The following is a 24,528-nucleotide window of genomic DNA, read 5'->3' as shown; positions in this document are numbered from 1 at the left end:
TAAATCAAAATACACCTGACGGATTGCTATTTATTTTTTAATTACTTTTTTAGTAACGCTTTTCTGATCGGAACTAAAATTTAAAATGTAGATTCCTTTTGGAAGTCGGCTAATATCGATAACCTTTTCTTCAACCGCAGTATCCATGCGGCTTTTTGCTACCAGATTACCTGCCAAATCATGAATCGTAACTTCTTTATTGGTTAATTTCGCAGGAACTGAAAGTTCGATATAGTCATTTGCTGGATTTGGATAAATGGATACCTCAGTTACTTCCCTATCAGGAGAAATGTCTTTAGTAACTGCAACTTTTTTAGCCGCTGCCGCAGCTCCGTAAGCTTCGATTTCGTACAAGGAATATCCGTAAGGTGCCAACGCTTTTGCGGTACATAAAACTCTAATGTATCTTCCTGATCCGCTTACGGCTAAATCATCGGTTCCTCCGTCGCTTGCTGTTTGGGTAGTAACGGTTTCATTTTCTGTGAAAGTAGCATCTGCAGAAATCTGTACTTTGTATTGGGTTGCAAAAGCAGCTTCCCATTTTAATACCACTCGATTGATGTTGTAAGTACTTCCTAAATCGACATAAATCCATTCGGTAGCATTTGCAAAAGAACTCGCCCATCTTGTTGCTGTAACGTCTCCATCTGTTGTTTTGACAGCTGAAAGTGTCGCATTTTCTTCTGTTGAAGCTACTGCTGTTTTCCCTAAAGCTAAATTGGTATTGGTAGTTGGAACAATATTTCGAACAAGTACATCACTAAATATTCCTGTTCCCAATGTTCCATTTGCATGCGATGTTACCGCCATACCCACATAGATTGTATTGGCCATTGCAATCGTTCTTGCTGTTCCGATCTGATTCCATGTAGTTCCGTTATCTGAAGTATATGAGGTAAATACATTACCTAATCTTACCAAACGAACCCATTTTGGTGCTGCTCCTCCAACACCCTCAAAAATCGTCGTCCCAGAAGTAGTTTCTCTTGACAAAAACTCTATTCCTGCTCCTGCACTGGCATCAGTCATAGCATGTTTAGAAGTTGGAGTAAGGGTTTCACGGAACATTACGCCCGCTTTGGCATACGTACTGGTATTGGTCAATGAATTTACTTTCGCGATAATTTCGGCATCACCCGTTATGGATTGGTTTACATATTGAAATTGATCACTTGATTCCCAAATATCGGTTCCGGATCCTTTTACGGTAAATGTTCCGGCGGAATAAGTGGCTTCCCCAGCCGGCGTTACAGCCCCTAAATCAGTACTAACCCACGGAGCAGGTAAAGTAGCCGTTGGATTCTCGGTACTCACTAAATTGACACTTCTGATATTATCAAAATAATAGGTACTTCCGGAATTCGTTCCCGGTTCTACTAAGAAAACGAAACGATTTACTTCGCTGTTTAAAGTAGAGGCATCGGGTGCGCTAGCATAAGAAAAAACCAAAGTATGCCAGGTATTGGTTTGTTTTACTACAGCCTGATAAATGCTATGTCTTCCCACAGGATAATTAGACGGAATCGAAGCACTGCTTTCTGCCTGCCACGAGATTACAGATCCAACCGGAGCCGAAGTATAGACATCCATTGCAAATTTTTTGGTGCCACTTTTGAAATCTCCAATATTGGTCAAAGTTGAATTAAACGAAAAATTATCATACAGCTCTGTTGCTTTCCTTACGTATTTACCAACATTAGACGATGTATTGATTCCGCTTGCATTCGGATTTGCAGCATTGGCTGTATAGGTTCCAATTGCATCTCTAAAAGTAATATTGTGTATGGTTTGGTAGTCCTCATAAACGACTCCGGCAGTATAGGTATCCGGTAATTTTGTAGAACCAATTCTGATATTGTCAAAGTAATACGTATCACTCGTGTAAGATCCTGAGTTAAACAATAACACCATTTGGTTAATTGCCAGATTAGAAGTTCCTTCGTCAGGACTCGAATTGTAATAAAATGTCAAGGTTTCCCATTGATTTTGTTTGGATGTTATGGCCACATAATTACTGTTTCTTCCCTTTGGAAAATTCGCAGGAAGTGAGGTTGCACTATTCTCTAAATTTAAACTCACCACCGTCCCGACCGGCGCCGAAGTATACACATCGATCATCATTTTATTGGTCTGATTTTTTAATAAACCGGCATCTTCGATTGTACTTTGCGTATTAAAAAACAACACATCGTATTGCTCTGTTACATTTCTAACGTACTTCGCCACATTCGCGGAAGCGTTAACCGAATTAGACCCCGGATTCGCTACCACCGAATAGGTTCCGGTCGTTGTTCCTTTTATAATTGTATTAATGCCATCATAATTCTGCAGCACCGTTGTGGCAATAATTGGTTTTTCGGGAGCAGCTTTCGTCAGTAAATTATCAATATAATAGGTCGCTCCCGAATTAGAGTTGGACTCAAAAAGAAGCACAACAGTATTGATCGCCAAAGCACTTGTGTTGGCATCAATTACTTTTTCGAATTCAAATTCTATGGTTTCCCATTTGTTTTGTACGGTTGTAGTCGCTTTGTAACCGCTATGTCTTCCGTACGGAAAATTAGTTGCCGTTGTTACCAGACTGTTTTCAAGTTGCATGGAAATTTTAGTTCCCACCGGAGCCGAAGTGTAAATATCAAAAGAGAGTTTTTTTCTTCCGTAAACATAATCATTGGCATTGGTAATGGTTAGATTTTTAATGTTTACCACATCATACAATTCAGAAGCGTTACGAACGTATTTTCCAACCAAAGCAGAGGTATTTACACCTGTAGCGGAAGGATTTGCAACTGCTTCTGTTAAAACACCCGTTTTGAGCGGATAAAGTACGTTTCTATTGCTTTGAAAATCTTCGTGGATTTTCTCAACCGGTAAAGGTACTTCTGTAGTTACGACCAGTTTATAGGTTGTGGCATTGCAACCGGAAACAGTTGCCACAGCGGCAATGTCTCCTCCTGTAGTTCCCCAATTAACCGTAATCGTATTGGTTCCCTGTCCAGAAGTAATCGTCGCACCGGAGGGTACAGTCCAATTGTAACTTGCTCCGGCAATCGCATTCAGCGTATAGGTTTTCCCTGTTTCGTTATGATATACTTTTGCATCTCCGATTACTCCATGCGTAAAACTTCCGTCGTACACACGAACATAATCAACTTGTAATTTTGAAGGAAAATCAGCCGGAATTGGCTCCACTCCTGCTCCGTTGACGCTTGTATATGGCGTTCCTAAACTACCGACAGCCAAATTCAAAATGATATAAAAATTGTTATCATTAAAAGGCCAGCCGCCATTTACAGTGGTGTTTGGAGTTGCTGTATGAAATAAGTTTCCATCAATAAACCATTTAATACTATTAGGTCCCCATTCTACAGCATATACGTGAAATTCTGTAGACAAATCTGTTGGAGAAGTATAACTCCTACCGGTGTAATGGTAACCCCCACCGTCATAATGTATGGTTCCGTCAACAGACTTTGGATTCCTGTGTTTCGCTTCCATAATATCGATCTCGCCAGTATAGGGCCAATTGGATACACCGGCAGGTAACATCCAGAATGCGGGCCATGCGCCCATACCTGAAGATAATTTCATACGGGCTTCCACTCTTCCGTATTTCAAAGAATATTTGCCCTCCGTAGTTAATTTTGCTGATGAATAAGGCTGTTGCGGGAATGCTGCACTGGGCTCATATTTCGCCTCAATATTAAGGTAACTGTTTGTTCCTTCTTTAACAATAGTCGCCTGATTTGGATCGTAACGTTGTGCTTCAGCGTTCCCAAAGCCACAAAGTGTGGGACAGCCGTTTCCAGAAATGCTTTGCCATTTTGTGGCGTCTACTGTGGTTCCGTTAAACTCGTCCGCCCAAACGAGTGTATTACATTGTGCCTGTAGTTTTAGAAAAGGGGACAAGGCTACCAGAGCCATAATAAAACACCTTTTCAGATAATTGCAATTGCTTCTCGGTGGTCGGCCGAAAAAAGAGTTTTTTTGATTCATTTTTTTAGTTTTTTGTTAGTAAAGAATACCATCAAATCAAAAAGTCAATTTGCAAAAAACGGACTGATTTTTCTGATAATAATTCACAATATTAACAAATAAACTACCCTGAAGACCAATTCAGGGCTACGGTTTGACTACGGTGGTTGATAAAAAAATGTCCAAAACGGCTCAATCAGACCTAAGATTTTACTTCACAATACCAAATCAAAAATTAAGAATAAACTCCGTAATATTGGCATCAGAAGAAAGTTGTAGTTTTTTTCGAATGCGGTATCGCGTGTCTTCAACACCTCTTACCGAAATTCCCAAAAGCGGAGCGATTTCTTTTGTATTGAAGTTCATTCGCAGATACGCACACAATCGCATGTCCCGCGGAGTCAATTCAGGAAAACTGTTTTTGAGCCGTTGCATGAAATTATCATGTAGCTGATTGAAGATTTCTTCGAATTCATTCCAATGCTGATCTCCCTGAAGTTCATGATCAATAATTCGGTTTATTTTAGTAAGCAGACTAAAGCTGATAGCAGCCTCTTTTTCTTTCTTAATCTCAGAGATAAGCTCTTTAATTGATAATAATATTTCATTTAAATGAATCAAATTCACCGTATTCGAAGCCACTTTGACATTTTTAAGCGTAATGGTGGCTTCCAGATTTTCGCGCATGATTATCGTGTTTTGTTGTTCCAGTGCCAATTTTTGCTCATTTAATTCTGCCCGGTTTCGCAACAATTCTTTCTCCTGATTTAAGATTAATTGTGCTTTTTCACGCTCGGCAAGATTCTTCTGGTACCTAACAATTGCATAAAGCAAACCGAAAAAAAGCAACACGTACAAAAGATAAGCCCAACTGGTGCGGTACCAAGGAGGCGAAATTTCGAACCTGAAAACAGCCTCTTCACTTACCACATCGTAAATATTCTTTGCCCTTACATGAAAAACATAACTGTTTTCAGGAAGATTGGTATACTCTTTTTCGGTTTGAAGGCTCCAATCTGACCATTTGGGTTCAAAACCTTCCAGCCAATATTCATATTTAGTAGCATCAGCCTCGTCATAATAAAGAGAGGCAAATGAAAAATGTAAAGCATTATTCGAGTAGGCCAAAACCGGAAAAAGAGTGTCATCACCCTCTGAGTTCGTTGGAAGCACATCATATCGGCTTGAAAACAACAAACTGTCTTTTGGAAAAATACACTTTACCTCCGCTATAATCGATTTGTATTTGGTTTGATAGCTTTTTCCTTTCGTGTTATTGTAATGAATTAACCCCTCTTGGGTCCCAAAAAACACATCACCGGTTGCGGTGGTCTGAATGTTTTCAAAACCAGGAATGTATAAATACCTTAATTTTCTGAAAGGCAACTCTTCTACATCAAAATGGCCTGTCTTTTTACGACTGATCTTTCCGGTATTCTCACCTGAAACATACCAAATATTGTTTTGATTGTCTTCTTTAAGCAAACGGATGTGGCTGTCCATTCCCAGATATTTTGTAAAAACAGCATCAGGAATCATTTTATTGGTCTTCTTGTCCAGTTTATAGACTCCTTTTGTGGTTCCAAAAAGGATCTGATGGTCAATTTGAAAAGTATTCAAAAACAAACTCGATGGAAAACCATTCTCCCGATTATAAAATTCAGTACTCCAAACAGCATCAAAATTTTTGTTGAATTTGATTTTAAAAATTCCTTTATAACCATGCGCAATCCAAACAGCGTCATTGTCGGTCACCATTACCCTGCTGCTTTCTTCAAAACCCTTAATTTTATTCTGATAAACCCACGAACCGTTTATTCTTTTCAATAAATACAATCCGGTATAACCGCCTACAAGTAATAAATCAGGGCGATTGGGAACGATTACACCTTGCCAGGCACCGTCTATTTTGGCGAGCAGTTTGGTTGAAGTTCCTTTTATTTCGAATATTCCGTTTTTTTCAAAAGCTAAAAGAGAACCTCCAAAAATGCCAATATTCCACACATTTTCAGACATTCCTGAGATATGTTGAAAGTGTACATTTTCTCGTTTTCCGTTCTTATACGCATTCCAATCCAGCCAAAATAAACCATTATCAGTTGCAATGTAAAGTTTGTTTTCATAAATCTGACTGCAATATATTTTGGTTTCAGAATTGGAGGCATCCAATATTTTAGACAAAGGCGACGAAATCTGAATTAACGAAATCCCTTCTTTAAGGGTTACCCATAAATTTCCTTCTTTATCTGTTTTGAGATTTGTTACATAATCATGCTGTAATCCCATTTGTTTGTTGATGTGCTGAATCAATTTTCCCTCACTATCCAGAACTACCAACCCCGATTGACGTGTTCCGATTCCAAAATAACCATCAGAAAGTAGAGCTCCTGTCGAAATTTGATTCTGTTTCAGTAAGTAGTCTGCTTCGGTTACAAAGTTTTTTAACTGATTGTTTTTATAAACAAAGAGACCGTCTTTTTGCGTGAGAACTACCAATCCGTTCTTCGTCTCAAAGATTTTTTTAATCTTCAATCCTATAAATTGCTTACTATTTGGAAGAGGTTCTAAAACATTGCCATTGAACTTCAAAAGCCCTTTCACATTATCCGAAACATAAATCACTTTATTTACTTCGAAAAATTCATCAAAAGTTGAAGCTGGTCGTATGACTTTGATTTTATTATCCTTATAAACAAACAATCCTTCCTTAGAAAAAAAAATGACTTCCTTGTTGCGAATAACAGTATGCAACACATCGCCAAAATTCCTGTTAGCCGTCGGAAGCAATTTTACCAAAGATGTATATTTATATTGTCCGTTGGGCAACTGAACGGCGTAACCAAAATCACCCTGAGCCCCCACATATATTTTATCTTTCGCATCAATCGCGAGTGAACGAACCATACTCTTGTTTTCGGGTTGTGTGACAATGTTCCATCGGACACCGTCAAACTGCAAAATCCCGAAATGATTCGCAAAAAACATCATGCCTTTGGAATCCTGTAAAACATCCCAATTTTCGGAAGCTGCTTTATAGCTCTTCGGACTGTAATTCGTTATAAACGGAACTCCGGTTTTTTTAATCTGTGCATTACCGGTATGGAGTAAGGAAAATAGTAGTACAACTAAAAATCTAATTTTAAATTTCGTCATTTTGTTTCCGTCTGTAGGTTACTTTATAGGGCTTGCAAAAACCATCCTCTTAAAAACAATCCGTTTGGGCTTAGATTGTTTTTGAAAAAAAAGCTGTTTCTTATTGCTTGTAAATAGTGAAAATCAACATTTTGAAGTCATAAAAAAACGAATAGCTATCTTCAAATATATAAAATTTCATTTATAGCTAACAATTAATTTTAACAGATAGACACATAGAAGTACAATCTAAAAAAACGTTTCACTATAAATAAATCACCAAAGCGTATGTGAAAAATTGCAATTTTCTTAAAACAACTTAAATTCTAAAATCTATGTGACTATCTGTTAAAAAAGCATTTAGCTAAATTACACCTAACAAACATAAAATTTCACTTTATGGCACTATAAAACCTATATTAACACGGAACAATAAACTACTCACTATCAAACAACTGTACATTATTACACCAATTCTGTATTCGCCATGACCATTTGATTAGTACATTTATTCCTTGCTATAAAATTATTTCCGAATCAAAATTAAAACCTTCAATTTTGAAAAAACATTTATTATTAACCGTCCTATTGGCTGGCACTTTTGTTGTCTCTTCACAAAGCAAAATCATAACCGTTACTAATTCGCTTCCTGTTGACCGGGAATTTGAAACGGTCGAACTAACTAAAAAGTTGCTTGGACTACCCGCTTCATCTAAACTTGAAAATTACGCCGTAAAAGAAAAAAATTCCAGTTCGTTTTTAGAAAGCCAATCTGTTGACAATGATGGTGACGGCATTCGAGATGTTCTCTTATTTCAGCCCAAAATGAGTGCTTCCTCTCAAAAAGAATTTGAAATCGTTGTGGTCACGATTCCCTCCGAATCAAAAAACAACAACTGTTATTCCAGATTTGTTCCCGAACGAACTGATGATTATGCTTGGGAAAACGACAAAGTTGCCTTCAGAACTTACGGTCCGGTTGCTCAAAAAATGGTAGAAGATCATATTCCTGGCGGAACGCTCACCAGCGGAATTGATGCCTGGCTAAAAAGAGTTGATTATCCTATTATTAACAAATGGTATGAAAAAGCCACCAATGGAACCGGGACGTATCACAAAGATACTGGGGAAGGTTTAGACAATTTTCATGTTGGAGACAGTCGAGGCATTGGCGGAATTGCCGTAAATGTTGACGGTAAATACTATTTCTCTAAAAATTTTATTGAATGGAAAACCATCACCACAGGCCCAATAAGAACCAGCTTTATTTTGACTTATGCAGATTGGGACGCCAAAGGTTCAAAAATCAAAGAGTCTAAATTGATTAGTCTTGATTACGGAAGTTATTTGTCCCGTTTTGAAATCTCCATCACAGGCACCAAAAAAATTTCCGCAGGAATTACACTTCATGACAAAAAAGGCACTATTGGAACTAATATAAAAGAAGGCTGGTTAAGTTACTGGGAAACTCTTGATGATTCTGAAATCGGAACGGGTTTAGTAGCGCCTAAAAAGACCTTAACCAATTTTGACAATCATATTACCGCTGAAAAAGACTTGAGTAATCTCTATGGAAATTTAAACGTAAAAGACAACAAAGTGATTTATTATGTTGGCTTCGGTTGGAAAAAAGGAAGCCCTTTTCAAACCAAACAAGAATGGGAAACTTATTTGAGTTCGTTTGTCCGTAAAATAAATAATCCGCTTATTGTAAAAGTGAAGTAATAAAAAATTATAAACCAAACCTGACAGGTTTTAAAAACCTGTCAGGTTTAAATTACTTTTTAACCGGAAAATAATTCTCTTTTAAGATAATTTCCAACGGAATATAATGCGTGTCTTCTACGGTCTCCTGCAAAACCATTTTTTTGTACAAATGACTGATCCCCATATAGCCCTGCTCCTCGGGTCTTTGGTTAATTAAAAAGTCAATTATTCCTTTATTTAGGTATTCTATATTTTCTTCCAATAAATCATAACCAATGATACGAACGCCTTTAATATTGTTTTTCTCTAAAAATCGAGCCACAATATACGCTCTGGAATTAGGCACAAAAACACTGTGAACCCCCAAAAACATATCCATATTCAACTGATCGATTCCGGAGTCTTTAATGGTAACTTCCGAAAACTTAAAATTGGTAAGTTCACCATGATCCTTAAAGAAAGAATAAAATCCATCGATGCGTTGCAGATAAACCGAAGTGCTTTCGATTTCTCTTGTGATCTTAAAGATCAATATCTGCCTTTCGTTTTTCACAGCAAAACTAATTAACCTACCAGCCAAATAACCACTCTGAAAAGCATCCTGCCCTACATAAGCATGTTGCTGATTGGTGTTGATATCAGAATCAATTAATACAACAGAAATGTTCTTTTTTTTGTACTTATCTAAAAACCGAATGGATTCTTCGTAAAATATTGGGGCAAACAACAAGCCATCACATTCAAAGTCGAGTACTTTTTTCACCGCTTCTTTAAAAGATGCTGTATTAAAATCGTAGAAAAAATAATCCAGCACGACCCCGAATTTTCCAAATTCAACCGCCGCTTTTTCTATACCGATAATCTGACTCTTCCAATATTCTAAATCTTCGTATTTAGGCAAAAAAACTGCGAAATGAAATTTCTTATTCAATGCCAGATTACTGGCCAGGATATTTCGCTTGTAACCGTATTCTTCTATTATAGCGTTTACTCTATCAACATTATCCTGGGTCACCTGTCCGCGGTTATGGATAATTCGGTCAACAGTTCCCGGTGAAACATTGGCTAGTTCTGCTATTTTTTTAATTGTTATAATAGTGATTGCTTTTAAGTTAAAATAATACAGTAAGTGTGTAAAATTAATTTTTTTTATCAAAGATAAATTGTTTTGGTTAAGTTTTTATATACATTTGTAAAAATACGTGTGCGTACACGGAGTTTTCAAACAATACAGAATGAAGCAAGAACAGAAACAAAAAAACGGTCTTGTTTTCTAAGTCAGCAACTAACTATTTCATAAAATATAAAACCGAAACGATGATAATAGATTCATTACAAAATGCAACAAAATATTATGCTTTACACCCCAATTTCAAAAAAGCATTTGATTATGTAAATCAAAATGACCTGTCAAAATTAGAAGCAGGAACTTTTGATATTACGGCGGGTTTAAAATTAATTGTAATTATCGGTGAAGGAAGTAGCCGCGAAGAAAGTATCAAAGGTTTTGAATGCCACGATCAAAATATTGACATTCAGATTTCGATAAAAGGCCCTGAGACTTTTGCCTGGAAACCCAGAGAAAAATGTCTCAATCCGAATGGAGATTATAGCGACGAGCGAGATGTTCGTTTTTTTCATGATGCTCCGGATATGTTTTTTGAATTGCAGGAAAAGCAGTTTGCGATCTTATTTCCCGAAGACGTACACGCTGCAATGATTGGTGAGGGAGTAATAAAAAAAGTTGTTTTTAAAGTAAAAATATAAGCTATGAGTACCATTCAAAATTCAATTGATGTTATTGTAAAACAAGGAATTCTGCCTTTGTATTTCAATACCGATGAAAATAAAAGTATTGAGATACTAAGAGTCCTTTATAAATCCGGAATCAAGGCCGTTGAGTATACCAACAGAGGCCCGGAAGCAGCATCCAATTTCAAAAAAATGATTGAAGTCAGAAATGCTGAGATGCCGGAAATGTTATTGGGAATCGGTACCATAAAGAATATGCAGCAGGCAGAAGAATTTTATACGATTGGAGCAGATTTTTTTGTAAGTCCGGGTTTCGTTGCCGAAGTTTCTGATTTCTTAAAAAGTAAAGACATTCTATACGCTCCGGGTTGTATGACGCCAACCGAAATTATTACAGCCGAAAATGCCGGAGTCAAATTTATTAAACTCTTCCCGGGTAATATTTTAGGTCCTGACTTTTTAAGTGGTATAAAAGACATTTTCCCTTCTTTAATTTTTATGCCAACAGGAGGTGTAGAAACCACGTTACAAAGTATACAAAGCTGGTTCACCGCAGGAGTTTCCGCTGTTGGAATGGGAAGCAAACTAATCAGTAAAAAAGTAATGGAACACGAAGCTTATGATACCATCGAAAAGGAAACCGTAAGAGTTTTGTCTTTGATTGAAACCGTAAGAAACAAATAGCACTAACTTATATATGGATTCAATATTTAATCTAAAAGGAAAAATTGCACTTATTACAGGTGGTGCGGGCGTACTTGGAAGCAATATGGCAAAAGTACTCGCTAAACAAGGCGTTATTACAGGAATCGTATCACAATCTATTGAAAAAGCAACTAAAACTGTCGCAGCAATTACGGACAATGGTGGAACGGCTTTTGCCATTCAGGCCAATGTTTTAAACAAAGAAGAACTCGAAAAAGCAAAAGATTTTATTGTTGAAAAATACGGTCGTTTGGATATTCTCATCAATGCAGCGGGAGGAAATATGCCCGGAGCCACCATCAGCCCCGATCAGACGATTTACGATCTGAAAACCGAAGATTTGCAAAAAGTTATTGATCTGAATATTATCGGAACAATGCTTCCTTCGCAGGTATTCTCAACCCTTTTTGCCAAACAAAAAGAGGGAATCATTATCAACATTTCGTCGGCATCGGCACAAAGACCTTTGACAAGAGTTGTTGGGTATTCCGCATCAAAAGCAGCAATAGACAATTTCACGCAATGGATGTCGGTTGAATTGGCTTCAAAATATGGAGAAGGCATTCGGGTTAATGCTATTTCACCGGGCTTTTTTATTGGGGAACAAAATCGCGCGCTATTGCTGACACCGGATGGAAAGTTAACTCCAAGAGGCGAAAAAATTATTGACCACACTCCCATGGGAAGATTTGGAACACCGGATGATATTGACGGAGCATTATTGTTTTTATGCAGTGACATGTCAAAATTTGTAACAGGAACAATCTTAAAAGTCGATGGAGGTTTTGCCGCTTCCAGCATTTAAAAACAATTACCAAATACTATATTAAATGGAACAAACGTTACGATGGTTCGGACCACAAGACCCGGTTTCTTTACAAGATATTTTACAAACCGGAGCGACCGGAATTGTAACCGCATTACACCATATTCCCAATGGAGAGGTATGGCCAATCAACGAAATACTCAAACGAAAAGTTGAAATTGAACATAAAAATGGGGATCCTAAAAAGGAAGCCTCCGGTTTGATTTGGTCAGTTGTAGAAAGTATTCCTGTTCATGAAGATATTAAAAAACAAACCGGAAAATACTTAGAGTATATTGAAAATTACAAAGAAAGCATTCGGAATCTGGCTTTATGCGGAATAAAATGTGTTTGCTACAATTTCATGCCGGTTTTAGACTGGTCAAGAACGGACTTGTCTTATGAAATGCCGGATGGTTCAAAGGCCTTGCTTTTTGATGGTATTGCCTTCGCGGCTTTTGAATTGTTCATTTTGAAAAGACCCGGAGCAGAAGCCACCTATACGGAGGCACAAATTAAAAAAGCGACCAAATACTTCGAATTATTGACGGAGGCCGATAAACTAAAACTGCAACAAAACATTCTCGCCGGACTTCCAGGGGCAGAAGAAGCCTATACGGTTGAGGATTTTCTGCTGACTTTAAAAGGCTATAGTCAAATAGACAGACAAAAATTAAAGGAGAATCTCTTTTTCTTTTTGAGAGAAATCATTCCCGTAGCTGAAAAAGCAGGTGTTTTAATGGCCATTCATCCGGACGATCCTCCCTTCCCGATTTTAGGCTTACCACGAATTGTAAGCACCGAAGAGGATTTAATTGAATTAATGCGTGCCATTGATTCCAAATCAAATGGTTTTACGATGTGTACCGGTTCATATGGCGTAAGAGCAGACAATGATTTGCCCGGAATGGTGCGACGTCATGGTGATAAGATGAATTTTATACACCTTAGAAGTACAAAAAGAGAGGAAGAAGACCGTTTTTTTGAAGCCAATCATTTAGAGGGTGATGTCGATATGTATAAAGTAGTAAAAGCGATTCTAGAAGTCGAGAAACGAAACGGAAGTACTTTACCAATGCGCCCTGATCACGGTCATCAAATGCTCGATGATTTAAATAAAAAAACAAATCCCGGATATTCCGCGATCGGTCGTTTAAGAGGTTTAGCCGAATTAAGAGGGCTTGAAATGGGGATTAAAAAATCTATTGTTTAAAAAAGAATGTCTATAAAACCGGAAATAGTAAGATAGCACGCAGATCTGGCAGATTTGGCGGATTCTCGCGAAAGCAATCAAAAAAATCTGCTTTAACTTTTGTTGAATGTCTTTAAAACAGGAAATAATAAAATAGCACGCAGATCTGGCAGATTTGGCGGATTCTCGTAAAAGCGATGAAAAAAACTGCTTTAAATTTTGTAGAATGTGTTTAAAACAGGAAATATTAAAATGGCACGCAGATCTGGCGGATTTGGCGGATTCTCGTAAAAGCAATAAAAAAAAATCTGCTTTAAATTTTGTAGAATGTGTTTAAAACAGGAAATAATAAAATAGCACGCAGATTCTAGCAAAGAAATGAAAAAAAAATCTGCCAAATCTGCCAAATCTGCGTGAAAAAAAAACAAAACCACGTCTCTTCAAATCATTTGAATCTGTGGCATTATAAAAAAAAGTTTGAGAACTAACCACCCCAAACTCATTACAAAAAAAACATTGCAAACTACTAACTATCATGACTTTCAAAAACCAACTAACCAAAAAAAACCGCTGGAACTATTATGGTATTTTTATAAGTACGCTACTTATACCCCTAAACGCAATTAGCCAGCAGTTACCCAAAATCCTAAACACACAACAAAAATCAGTAACCACTTACCTACCCGATTTTAGTTATGCAGGCTATCATTTTGGAGAAACAAACTTACCTGAAGTTCAAGGAAAAATAATCAATGCGGTCGATTTTGGTGTAAAAGCAAATGATGAATTAGACGATTCGAAAGCCTTACTAAAAGCAATAAAAGCAGCCAATGCAATAGAAGGAAATGTCATTTTGCAATTACCCGCAGGAAGAATCATTTTAAGCACCATTTTATACCTCGAAAGAAGCAATTTTGTGTTACGGGGTACAGGATCAGGCAAAAACGGAACAGAGTTCTATTGTCCGAGACCAATGATGTACTTAAAAGACCCTGAATCATTAGCCGAATTAAGGGAATACCTGACTACTTTTGACAAAAGACAGCGGGAGAACGAAAACAATATCGACTTGGCTTTTTCGCAATACGCCTGGTCCGGAGGTTTTATCTGGACACAGATTCCAAATGAACGCGTAAAATCCTATCTTGATAAATACGAACCCACTCCAATTGTTCTGGCTAAAGTCAGCAGTGGTACTATGGGCGAGCATACGATAACCGTTTCGGACTTAAACGGGTTGAAAGTTGGCGATGTCGTAGAATTACAATTATTTAATAAGGACGGCGAAAATGGCGAAATTATTAAAGATTTATACCAAGGTGCTCCTGTAAAACCGGGTTCACACCATTGGAAATTTCCAAAATTACCCATCGTAAGACAACAAGTTGAAATTACTAAAATTTCAGGTTCTAAAATCACGCTGAAAACACCTTTGACTATTGGCATCAAACCCAGTTATCAGGCACAATTGGTAGAATGGAAACATTTAAACGAAGTAGGGATTGAACATCTGCGTTTTACATTTCCGGATATTCCGAGAGTAGCACATCATGTTGAACCGGGAAATAATGGTATTTTTCTAACCCGTGTTTTTAACAGTTGGGTCAAAGATGTGACCATAACCAATGCAGACAGCGGAATTTTGGCAGAAGAAATCGCCAATGTCACCATACAAGATATCGTAACCGACGGAAATCATATGGCACATTATACCGTTACTTTAGGAGGTGTACATAATGTCTTAGTAAAGAATCTAAAGGTGTACAATAAAGCCGTTCATCCTTTAAGTTTCAACACTTTTGCTACTAAAAATGTCTATCAGAATTGCGAGGTTTTTGCAGATCCCCTTTTAGATCAGCATTCGGGTGCCAATCATCAGAATTTATTCGATCATATAATGGTTCATTTAACTCCGGATAACACCAAGAGTTATGCCTTATTTGGCGGTGGCGGTGCCGACTATTGGAAGCCTTCACACGGTCCCTACAGTACTTTTTGGAATCTGAATGTACAGGTTTCAAATCCCGAAGAACATACCAAACCGGTTTTACTTTATGGCATGAAAGACGGCCCTTTCGCCAGAATTATAGGAGTAAATGGAAATACAACATTCGAAGTAAAATACGAGCCCGAGCCCTACATTGAATTTTTAAATAAGTCTATGGAGAAAGTACCTTCTTTATATGATTATCAATTGAAAAAACGATTAAAATAAGTTTAGGTAAAACTGTATCATTTACAATCTAGCTAAATCACAAAGAGTAAAGAGTAAAGAGCAAAGAATAAAGAGCAAAGAATAAAGAGCAAAGAATATAGAATATAGAATAGTTCGATCAAACAAAAACTTTGCGCCTTAGCGCCTTTGTGGCTCCCCGCTCATATTTTCACAATATAATTCGAATGCTATGAAAAAAAAAATAGCTCTTCTAGTTTTAGTCCTCATCACGGGAAATGTGTTTTCTCAAAATAAGTACCGCCTTAAAAATATCTCGACAACCGATGGTCTTTCGCAAAGTTCTGTCATTGCCATACATCAGGATAAATTAGGGCAAATGTGGTTTGGTACGCGGGACGGACTCAATAAATACGACGGAAGCAAGTTTACCATTTTTAGAAATGACATTTCTGATAAAGCAACGATCAGCAACAATGATATTCTGGCAATTGAAGAAGACAATTCGGGGAAAATATGGGTCGGAACTTACAACGGACTCAACTGCTACGATCCTGTTTCCAATACTTTCAAGAGGTATTTGCACTCCAATACCAACCACACCATTAGTAGTAATGCTGTTTGGTGTATCAAAGAAATTGGCAATGAACTTTGGTTTGGAACCTCAAAAGGCTTGAGTATTTTCAATAAAAAAACCAAGCTGTTTACTTCTGTTTTCCATTCAGATACCGATACCTCAACTTTGCCAAGCAATAATATTCTGACTATTCTAAAAACCAAAAAGCAAGAAATCTGGATTGGCACAACAAAAGGTTTATGCCGACTTACAAGCAGAAATAACGGAAAATTAACTTTTAAAAATTATCCGCTAAACACCACTGATTTACTTAATGTTCAAACCATTGCAGAAGACGCACAAGGTGATTTATGGATCGGTACCAAAAACAAAGCGCTTTTAAAACTCGATATAAAAACGCGTCAATTTGTTTCTTTTTTGCCGAATGAAAAATACAAAGAAATAAACGCAGACATTCGTTCATTAGCCATTGACAATCAAGGTTCGTTATGGATTGGCGCTTATGATGGAATCTATATTTACGGCAAAGATAAAAGTCTGCAGAAAATCAATAACAGTAATAATAGCAACGGGATTGACAAAGTAAAATCGGTTTTTATCGATAAAAAAGGTTCCGTTTGGATTGGCTGTTACTACAAAGGCGTAAACATCTGGGATGTATCTAATGTCAATTTTTCGAATTACAATCAGAATTCAAAAAAAATCCCAATGAGTTTTGATGTCATCAGTTCGATCATCACCGACAAAAACAAAAATATCTACTTTGGCACGGAAGGTGGTGGAATAACCATTTACAACCCAAATACATCGGCAACAAGTTATATCAATAGCAGCACTGGACAAAGCAATAAAAATGATATCAAATCGATGTCGCTTTCTCCCGATAATATCTTGTGGATTGGCACATTTTCTAAAGGATTATCGGCTTACAACACCCTTTCAAAAAGAATTGAAGACAACCGCATCAGTTCGGAATTAAGCGCATTAGTAAAAGAAACCGGTGTCTATTCTATTAAAACGGAAGCCAACGGAATTGTTTGGATCGGAACTTTTGGAAAAGGTTTGATACGATACAATTCTATTGACAAAACCTTTGTCTTTATAGGAAACGATAACACAAAAGCCAATTTTCTAACAAACAATATTATCCGAACTCTTCTAATTGATCAAAAAAAGAGACTTTGGGTCGGAACTCAAAATGGACTTAATTGCATCTCGTTGAACAATTTCAAACCCAATCATTATTCTATACAGCATTACTTTTTTGATAAACCTTCTTTGTCGGGAGATGATATACTCACGCTATATCAGGACAGTCAGAACAAAATATGGGTGGGTACAAAAGCAAAAGGACTGCATTATTTTGATGGAAAAAGATTTCAGAAAATCAATCTAAAAGTCGGAAACACTGTCATTACTTCGATACATTCGATTTTAGAAGATGGTGACAAAAACCTATGGGTCAGCACGAATCAGGGAATTTTAAAATACAGTACCACTCAAAAAACGGTTGCTTTATATGATCAAAAAGATGGTTTGGCAAGTAATGAATTCAATGATAATTCGGCCTTAAAACTGGACGCTACTCAATTTTATTTTGGAAGCCCATCCGGAGCTACGTTTTTTGATGCCAAAAAAATTGTCCTGAACCGATATTCACCACAGGTTTTAATCACAAGTCTGAAAATTAAAAATAAGACGATAAATCCAAATGACACACCGGAAATTTTAGAGAAAGGCATCAGTTACACCAAAAACATAACGCTCGATTATGACAAGGCTAATTTTTCTATCAGTTATGCCATTCCAAATTACATCCGATCAAAAAACAACCAGTACAGTTACCGCTTAATTGGTCTGGAAAACAACTGGACGACAACCAAAAATACCGAGGCCATATTTGCCATTCAAAACCCGGGAACTTATGTTTTTGAAGTACGAGGTGCCAACAATGACGGGGTCTGGAACAGCACTCCCACTACACTTACCGTCACTGTAAATCCTGCACCGTGGCGAAGTATTTGGGCTTTTTTATTGTATGGAATAACAATTGGTCTGGGATTATATGGATTGATGTGGATCATTAAATCAAAAGCCACATTAAAACAAAAACTCGAATTAGAATATCTGGAAACCAAACGTATTGAAGAAAACAATCGTATCAAATTGGATTTCTTTACAAATATTTCACATGAATTCAGAACACCGCTGACCTTGATTCTTGGTCCCTTACAACAAATATTAGCGGACTATAACGGAACTAACGAAATGTACAAAAAACTGTTGGTTATAGAAGGAAGTGCCAATCATCTTTTGAGTCTGATTAACCGATTAATGGATTTCAGAAAACTAGAAAGCCATCAGGTCACCTTGGAATCTGCCAATGGAAATATTGTAAAATTTACTAAAGAAATCTTTCTTTCTTTTATAGAATATGCCAAAGATGGCGGTTACCAGTACACTTTTGAATCTTCACATGAGGAAATTCAGGTGTATTTTGATCGCTACAAATTAGAGCGTGTTTTTTATAATTTGATTTCAAATGCTTTTAGATATACGCCAAAAGGAGGTGTTATTGCAATCAAAATAAGTCAGAACGCAGAAAACTTATTCATTGCGGTAGAAGATTCGGGGGTTGGAATTGCCCAGGAGCATATTGATAAAATTTTTGATTTATTTTTTGAAATTCCGACCCACAACAACGTTCAGAAAAATTACAATAAAGGCACCGGAATTGGATTGTCGATTGTAAAAAACATTGTAAAACTTCATAAAGGAACCATAAATGTCGTCAACAAAAAAACGGAAGGTGTCATTTTTACGGTCACACTTCCATTAGGGAAAGAACATCTTCGACCAGAAGAAATCATTAAGGATTTTAGAATCAGTGATGCTATTGAACAGTATACAGCACAACTAGTTCCTAATGAAACAACAGAACCGGAAGACATTGACGATTATGTAGTGAATGCCGAAAAACAAACGATACTACTAGTGGAAGACCATAAAGTGCTGAGAGACTTCATGAAAAATCTGCTTAAAAAAGAATATAACATTCTGGTTGCCGACAACGGAAAAACGGCCTTAGAAAAAGCCATTCAATATGTGCCCAATTTAATTATCAGTGATGTTATTATGCCTGAAATGGTTGGTACCGAACTTTGTTCCAAAATAAAAGAAAACCTGAAAACCAGTCATATTCCTGTAATATTACTGACTTCACGATCCTCTTTGGTTTACAAATTTGAAGGATTGGAAAGTGGCGCTGATGATTATATCAGTAAACCTTTTAATTTAATTGAATTTAAACTCCGTATTAAAAACCTGCTCCATTCAACGGAACGATTAAAAGCAAAATTCTCAAGCGAAGACAATTTTGTTCCGGCAGAAATAACGGTATCTTCCATAGACGAAGCATTATTAAAAAAAGCCTTCCGTATTGTAGAGGACAATATCTCCAACGAGCAATTTGACATTCCTTTTTTCTGCTCCGAACTAGGGGTAAGCCGTACGATGTTATTTCTAAAAGTAAAAGCTTGGACGAACTTCACGCCAAATGAATTCATTCATGAAATAAGATTAAAACGAGCCGCCCAATTGTTGGAACAAAACAAACTAAACGTTTCTGAAGTAAGTTATAAGGTAGGTTTTAACAACCCCAAATACTTTAGCAAATGTTTTCAAAAAAGATATGGAAAAACTCCGTCACAATTTGCTGACAAATTTTCTAAACCGTTGTCCGTATTTTAAAAAGTCCTTTGTTTTCAGGGCTTAAAAAAGGGTGTCTGTATTTTTAGATACCCTTTTTTGTACTTCTATATCGCTTGTGCCTAATACATTTGTGGTATGAAAGTCAAAAAAACAAAATTCATATTACTCCAAATTCTCTTCATGATGCTGATAATAGGAATGAGTTTATTGCTTTTTTATTTTAGCTAACATTAACCTTTAAACCAAAAAATGAATGTTTACAAACCAAAAAATTAAGTCGTTTAAATGGTGTTTCCTAGTACTCTTTTTACTGGGAATTACTATTGTGAATGCACAGGAGAGAAAAGTCACCGGAAAAGTTACTTCCAGTGAAGACTTACTCGGGCTTCCTGGTGCTAATGTATATATCAAGGGATCTTCTGTAGGAGCCACTGCCGATATGGATGGGAATTATGCTGTTTTTGTTTCAGAAAAAAATGCTGTACTTGTTTTCAACTTTATAGGATATCAGTCGGTCGAAATTCCGGTCGGAAATAAAACCGTTGTCAATATTAGTCTAAAACCTGATACCAAAAATCTGGATGAAGTAATTGTGATCGGTTATGGAACCCGCAAAAAGAGCGACATTACAGGTTCTGTATCTTCTGTAACGGCAAAAGAATTAACTGCTTACCCCTTATTAAACGCCGAACAAGCTTTACAAGGGCGTGCAGCGGGGGTTTCTGTACAATCCAATAATGGTGGTGAACCGGGCGCTCCGATAAAAATCAGAGTTCGTGGAGGTACTTCGATTAATGCCAGTGGAGACGCACTTGTTGTGGTGGATGGTTTTGCAGGGGTTTCTATGCCTGCACCTCAGGACATCGCCTCTATTGAAGTTTTAAAAGATGCCTCAGCAACTGCTATTTACGGATCAAGAGGGTCTAACGGGGTTATTATTGTTACCACCAAAAAAGGAAAACCGGGAAAACCGGTTATTGAATTCAGCAATTCAACTTCCGTGCAATCTGTCAATAACAAATTGGATTTATTAAATGCCGATCAGTTTGTAGCGTACCGAAAAAGTTTTACTACACATACAGCAGGGCCAGCAAACACAGACTGGCAGGATGTCATTTATCGTGATGGAATGATTTCGAATAATCAATTGTCTTTTTCCGGAGGATCGGAAAAAGTAAGGTATTACGTTTCAGGAAATTATTTCAATCAAAATGGTGTTGTAATTAATTCCGGAATTGATAAATACTCCATTGTAAGCAATTTAGAAGCCGATTTAAGCGACCGATTTAAAGTGGGTTTGAATACCTTTCAAAGCAAACAAAATAAAGAAGGAATTATTTCTCAGACCGGTGCAGGCGGAACCGGAGCTGCCGGCGTAATTGCTGCCGCTTACCGTTTTATGCCGGATCAGGGCATCTACAAACCTGACGGAAGCTATACTTCTACTGCTCCTATTGGGGATGATATTGACAATCCGTATGCAACAGCGATGGAAAATGTTTTAGAAACCGTTTCTGTAGTTAGCAGAAATAATTTCTTCGCCACTTATAAAATCACACCTGACCTCGAATTTAAAACCACTTTAGGTTTATCGGATTCCAACTCTCAAACCGGAAGATTTATTCCGTCTACTTTAATTGCAGGGAAAAATATCAAAGGAGAAGCTTCTGTAAGCAACAACCGAAATTCCTCTTTCCTGACCGAAAATTATCTGACGTACAAAAAAGAGATTATCACAAAAGGAATCCTGACTGTTCTTGGAGGGTACTCCTATCAGAAAAACAAAAACGAAACTTCTTTTGCAGCCTCAAGAGGATTTTTGACCAATACCAATTCCTATCATAATTTAGGGGCCGGAACGGTCTTCTTAAAACCGGATTCTTCTTTATCAGAAACCGAGTTGATCTCGGCTTTCGGAAGGCTAAACTTTGATTACGACGACAAATACTTACTAACGTTTACGGCCAGACGTGACGGTTCATCTAGTTTCAGTAAAAACTATAAATATGGAACTTTCCCATCGGGAGCCATTGGTTGGAACATCGCTAAAGAACAGTTTTTAAAAGATAATAAAACGATTTCTAATCTTAAACTAAGAGCCAGTTATGGTGCTACAGGAAATCCTTCCATTGGTGCTTATTCTACTCTGTCCAGATTTTCTGAGATATATGATGTGAGTGGTGACGTAATTGTAAATGCAGTTCAATTAACTTCATTAGATAATCCAAACTTAAAATGGGAGACTTCCTATCAACAAGATTACGGGATCGATTTAGGTTTGTTTGATAATCGTATAAGTTTAACCGCCGATTATTATAAAACGATTACCAAAGACTTGCTGTTCAACAGACCTTTACCGGGAGTTTCAGGAATTGCCTCGCAACTTCAGAATGTTGGAGAACTAGAGAATAAAGGTTGGGAATTAGGAATTAATTCTAAAAACTTTATCGGAGCCGATTTTACCTGGTCGACCAGTTTTAATATTTCATCCAACAAAAATAAAGTATTGAAATTAGCCGATAACAAAGACCTTCTTATCAACTCGACACCAGGGCATTTCCTTGCAACGGAATCTCAGATTTTGAGAGTTGGACAGCCGGTTGGTTCCTTCTTCGGATTTGTTTATGATGGTGTGATTCAACAGGGCGAAACCGTACTTCCGGGGAATTTTGAAACGGCTCCGGGTGGAGAAAAATTCAAAGATGTAAATGGTGACGGAAAATTAGACTCGAATGACAAGACCATTATCGGAAATCCAAATCCGAACTTCATCTTCGGTTTAAACAATGATTTCACCTATAAAAATTTAGACTTAAATATTTTCTTCCAAGGTTCTGAAGGGAATCAAATTCTGAATTATACTTTAATGGAATTGGCTTCAGGAAACAATAATGCAACAACAGAAGTTTTAGATGCCTGGACTCCTACGCATACTGACACCAATGTTCCGGCCAATGCAGCGAGAACCAAAAGAGTAACGTCAAGATTTGTATACGATGCAAGTTATATCCGTTTGAAAAACATTTCACTTGGATACAGCTTAAATGAAAAAATTGTTTCGAAAATGGGGCTAAGTAAAGTCCGTTTTTTCATCAGTGCACAAAACATTTGGACCATTACCGACTATCCGGGTTCTGATCCGGAGGGCAATTATCTGAATGATACCAATGCCAGAAGTAATACCAATTTGGGTCTGGAATATGGAAGTTACCCAAATGTGAGAACATTTACGTTCGGATTTAATTTAAAATTTTAGTCAAATACCATCACTATCATGAAAAAATATATCGCTTTTATTTTCCTGGGAATATTCGCCTTCGGATGCTCTGATTTAGAAGAACATCCCGTAGGAATCATTCGTCCGGATAACTTTTTTAATAATACAGACGATTTGCAAGCCGCTGTAAATGGAAGTTTTGCCAACATCGCTCACAACAACTATTGGGGAAGAGAGTTTACCATTGCCCTGATGCTTAGAGATGATATGTCCGATATTGGAGACCGAACCACTCAGGCAGCAAGGATTGATGTAAACGATTTTAGAATGAACGACACCAATGCACTGGTAGCTAACTTCTGGCCACAATCGTTTATCATCATTGCCGCGGCCAATCAGGCGATCGAAGGCGCTAAAAAAACACCCGGTGATCCTGCAAAAGTAAACGCCATTGTTGCTCAGGCTTATTTCGCAAGAGCTTTTACCTACTATCATTTGGTTCGCATTTTTGGAGATGTTCCATATATCGATTTTGCCGTAAACGAAGTTTCACAGGTCGATAAATTAAGCCGAACCAAAGAAGCAATAGTATATGCCAAAATCATTGAAGATTTGGAATTCGCAAAAAAATGGCTGGACGATAAACCAAAAGTAAAAGCCGTTCCCGGAAAAGGAACTGCAGCAGGTTATTTGGCTTCGGTGTATTTAACTTTAGGAAATTATCAAAAAGCCTATGATGAAGCCAAATACGTTATTACAAATGAGGCAAAATTTGGTTTAGGGTTGGATGCCGATTTTCAGGATTTATTTAATGCTACAAAAGCAGCAACACTAAAAGAGCCTTTATTTACAATTGATTTTAACAACTTAACCTCCGGAAATTACGGTCAGGACTATACCGCCTTTTTTACAGGTTCCTTAAAAGATGACAGTTACAGTTATGGACAGGGGTTTTCTGTGGCTGTACCTTCTTTAAAAGTTTTTAACGACTGGGATCAAAGAGATTACAGAAGAGCGGTAAGTTTTGACACGATCATCAGAAAAAAAACAGGACCGGGTGGTGCTTTGCAAATTTATCCTTCAAGCGATAACGAAAAAGCGCCACGCCCCCATATTGCCAAATACTATCGTTTTCCGGGTAAAGCAGGTGCTAACGGAAGAACTTCCCAACACAACTACATCACCATGCGTTATGCCGAAGTATTGCTGACGGCTGCTGAGGCTTTAAACGAAATTAGTCCGGGAACATCAGAAGCGGATGGTTATGTAAACAGAGTCCGTGCAAGAGCCAGAAACAAAGCAGGCAGACAAGTTTCTTTTCCCGCAAATGTTACACCGGGATTATCTAAAACCGATTTCAGGAAAATGGTGGTTGATGAAAGAAGATTAGAATTGGCGTTTGAATACATTAGATGGTACGATATTAAAAGACTTAAAAATGGCCCTGAAGTATTTGGTCCAAATGGTTTTGAGCCTCACGCCAATTTTGATTCCAACAGAGATTATTTGTTCGCATTGCCGGGAACTGAGTTGGCGATAAATCCAAACTTAGCTCCAAACAACCCTGGCTATTAAAACATTA

At 37.4% G+C, this 24,528-nt stretch carries 12 protein-coding genes; 9 read left to right on the top strand and 3 right to left on the bottom strand.

The window, feature by feature from the left end:
• Positions 1-30: 30 nt before the first annotated feature.
• Both AB674_RS13220 and AB674_RS13215 read right to left on the bottom strand, forming a co-directional pair.
• Complete coding sequence (locus AB674_RS13220; protein WP_047777303.1) at positions 31-3,996, bottom strand: family 16 glycosylhydrolase; 3,966 nt, start codon at positions 3,994-3,996, stop codon at positions 31-33.
• A 207-nt stretch (positions 3,997-4,203) separates the two neighbouring features.
• A complete protein-coding gene (locus AB674_RS13215) occupies positions 4,204-7,128 on the bottom strand; it encodes a triple tyrosine motif-containing protein (protein WP_047777301.1) in 2,925 nt (974 codons plus the stop codon).
• A gap of 537 nt (positions 7,129-7,665) precedes the next feature.
• Between AB674_RS13215 and AB674_RS13210 the strand changes: the two genes are divergently transcribed.
• Entirely contained in the window at positions 7,666-8,832 is a 1,167-nt protein-coding gene (locus tag AB674_RS13210) for a DUF4861 family protein (RefSeq protein WP_047777362.1), read from the top strand.
• Positions 8,833-8,884: 52 nt separating this feature from the next.
• Here AB674_RS13210 and AB674_RS13205 read toward each other — a convergent pair whose 3' ends face one another.
• Positions 8,885-9,970, bottom strand: coding sequence for a LacI family DNA-binding transcriptional regulator (locus tag AB674_RS13205; RefSeq protein ID WP_240478091.1), 1,086 nt, complete (start codon positions 9,968-9,970; stop codon positions 8,885-8,887).
• Positions 9,971-10,131: 161 nt separating this feature from the next.
• On the opposite strand from AB674_RS13205, the gene AB674_RS13200 reads away from it, so the two are divergent.
• The 8 genes from AB674_RS13200 to AB674_RS13160 all read left to right on the top strand — a co-directional run bounded on the left by AB674_RS13200 (position 10,132) and on the right by AB674_RS13160 (position 24,521).
• Positions 10,132-10,581, top strand: a complete 450-nt coding sequence (locus AB674_RS13200; protein ID WP_047777299.1) for a YhcH/YjgK/YiaL family protein — start codon at positions 10,132-10,134, stop codon at positions 10,579-10,581.
• A 3-nt stretch (positions 10,582-10,584) separates the two neighbouring features.
• Positions 10,585-11,250: a bifunctional 4-hydroxy-2-oxoglutarate aldolase/2-dehydro-3-deoxy-phosphogluconate aldolase gene (locus AB674_RS13195; protein WP_047777297.1), complete on the top strand. Its 666-nt coding sequence runs from the start codon at positions 10,585-10,587 to the stop codon at positions 11,248-11,250.
• 13 nt (positions 11,251-11,263) lie between these two features.
• Complete coding sequence (locus AB674_RS13190; RefSeq protein ID WP_047777296.1) at positions 11,264-12,076, top strand: SDR family oxidoreductase; 813 nt, start codon at positions 11,264-11,266, stop codon at positions 12,074-12,076.
• A gap of 25 nt (positions 12,077-12,101) precedes the next feature.
• Positions 12,102-13,289, top strand: a complete 1,188-nt coding sequence (gene uxuA, locus AB674_RS13185; RefSeq protein ID WP_047777294.1) for a mannonate dehydratase — start codon at positions 12,102-12,104, stop codon at positions 13,287-13,289.
• A gap of 514 nt (positions 13,290-13,803) precedes the next feature.
• The gene (locus AB674_RS13175; RefSeq protein WP_047777291.1) at positions 13,804-15,483 is read left to right on the top strand and encodes a hypothetical protein; all 1,680 of its coding nucleotides are present in this window, start codon (positions 13,804-13,806) and stop codon (positions 15,481-15,483) included.
• Between the two features lie 190 nt (positions 15,484-15,673).
• The gene (locus tag AB674_RS13170; RefSeq protein WP_047777289.1) at positions 15,674-19,768 is read left to right on the top strand and encodes a two-component regulator propeller domain-containing protein; all 4,095 of its coding nucleotides are present in this window, start codon (positions 15,674-15,676) and stop codon (positions 19,766-19,768) included.
• Between the two features lie 214 nt (positions 19,769-19,982).
• Positions 19,983-22,985, top strand: coding sequence for a SusC/RagA family TonB-linked outer membrane protein (locus AB674_RS13165; RefSeq protein ID WP_047777287.1), 3,003 nt, complete (start codon positions 19,983-19,985; stop codon positions 22,983-22,985).
• 18 nt (positions 22,986-23,003) lie between these two features.
• The gene (locus tag AB674_RS13160; protein WP_047777286.1) at positions 23,004-24,521 is read left to right on the top strand and encodes a RagB/SusD family nutrient uptake outer membrane protein; all 1,518 of its coding nucleotides are present in this window, start codon (positions 23,004-23,006) and stop codon (positions 24,519-24,521) included.
• Positions 24,522-24,528: the final 7 nt, after the last annotated feature.

The organism is Flavobacterium sp. ABG, from assembly GCF_001027725.1.
GTDB lineage: Bacteria > Bacteroidota > Bacteroidia > Flavobacteriales > Flavobacteriaceae > Flavobacterium > Flavobacterium cupriresistens.
The sequence above is the reverse complement of the archived record's forward strand: the minus strand, read 5'-3'. Positions and strand labels throughout refer to the sequence as shown.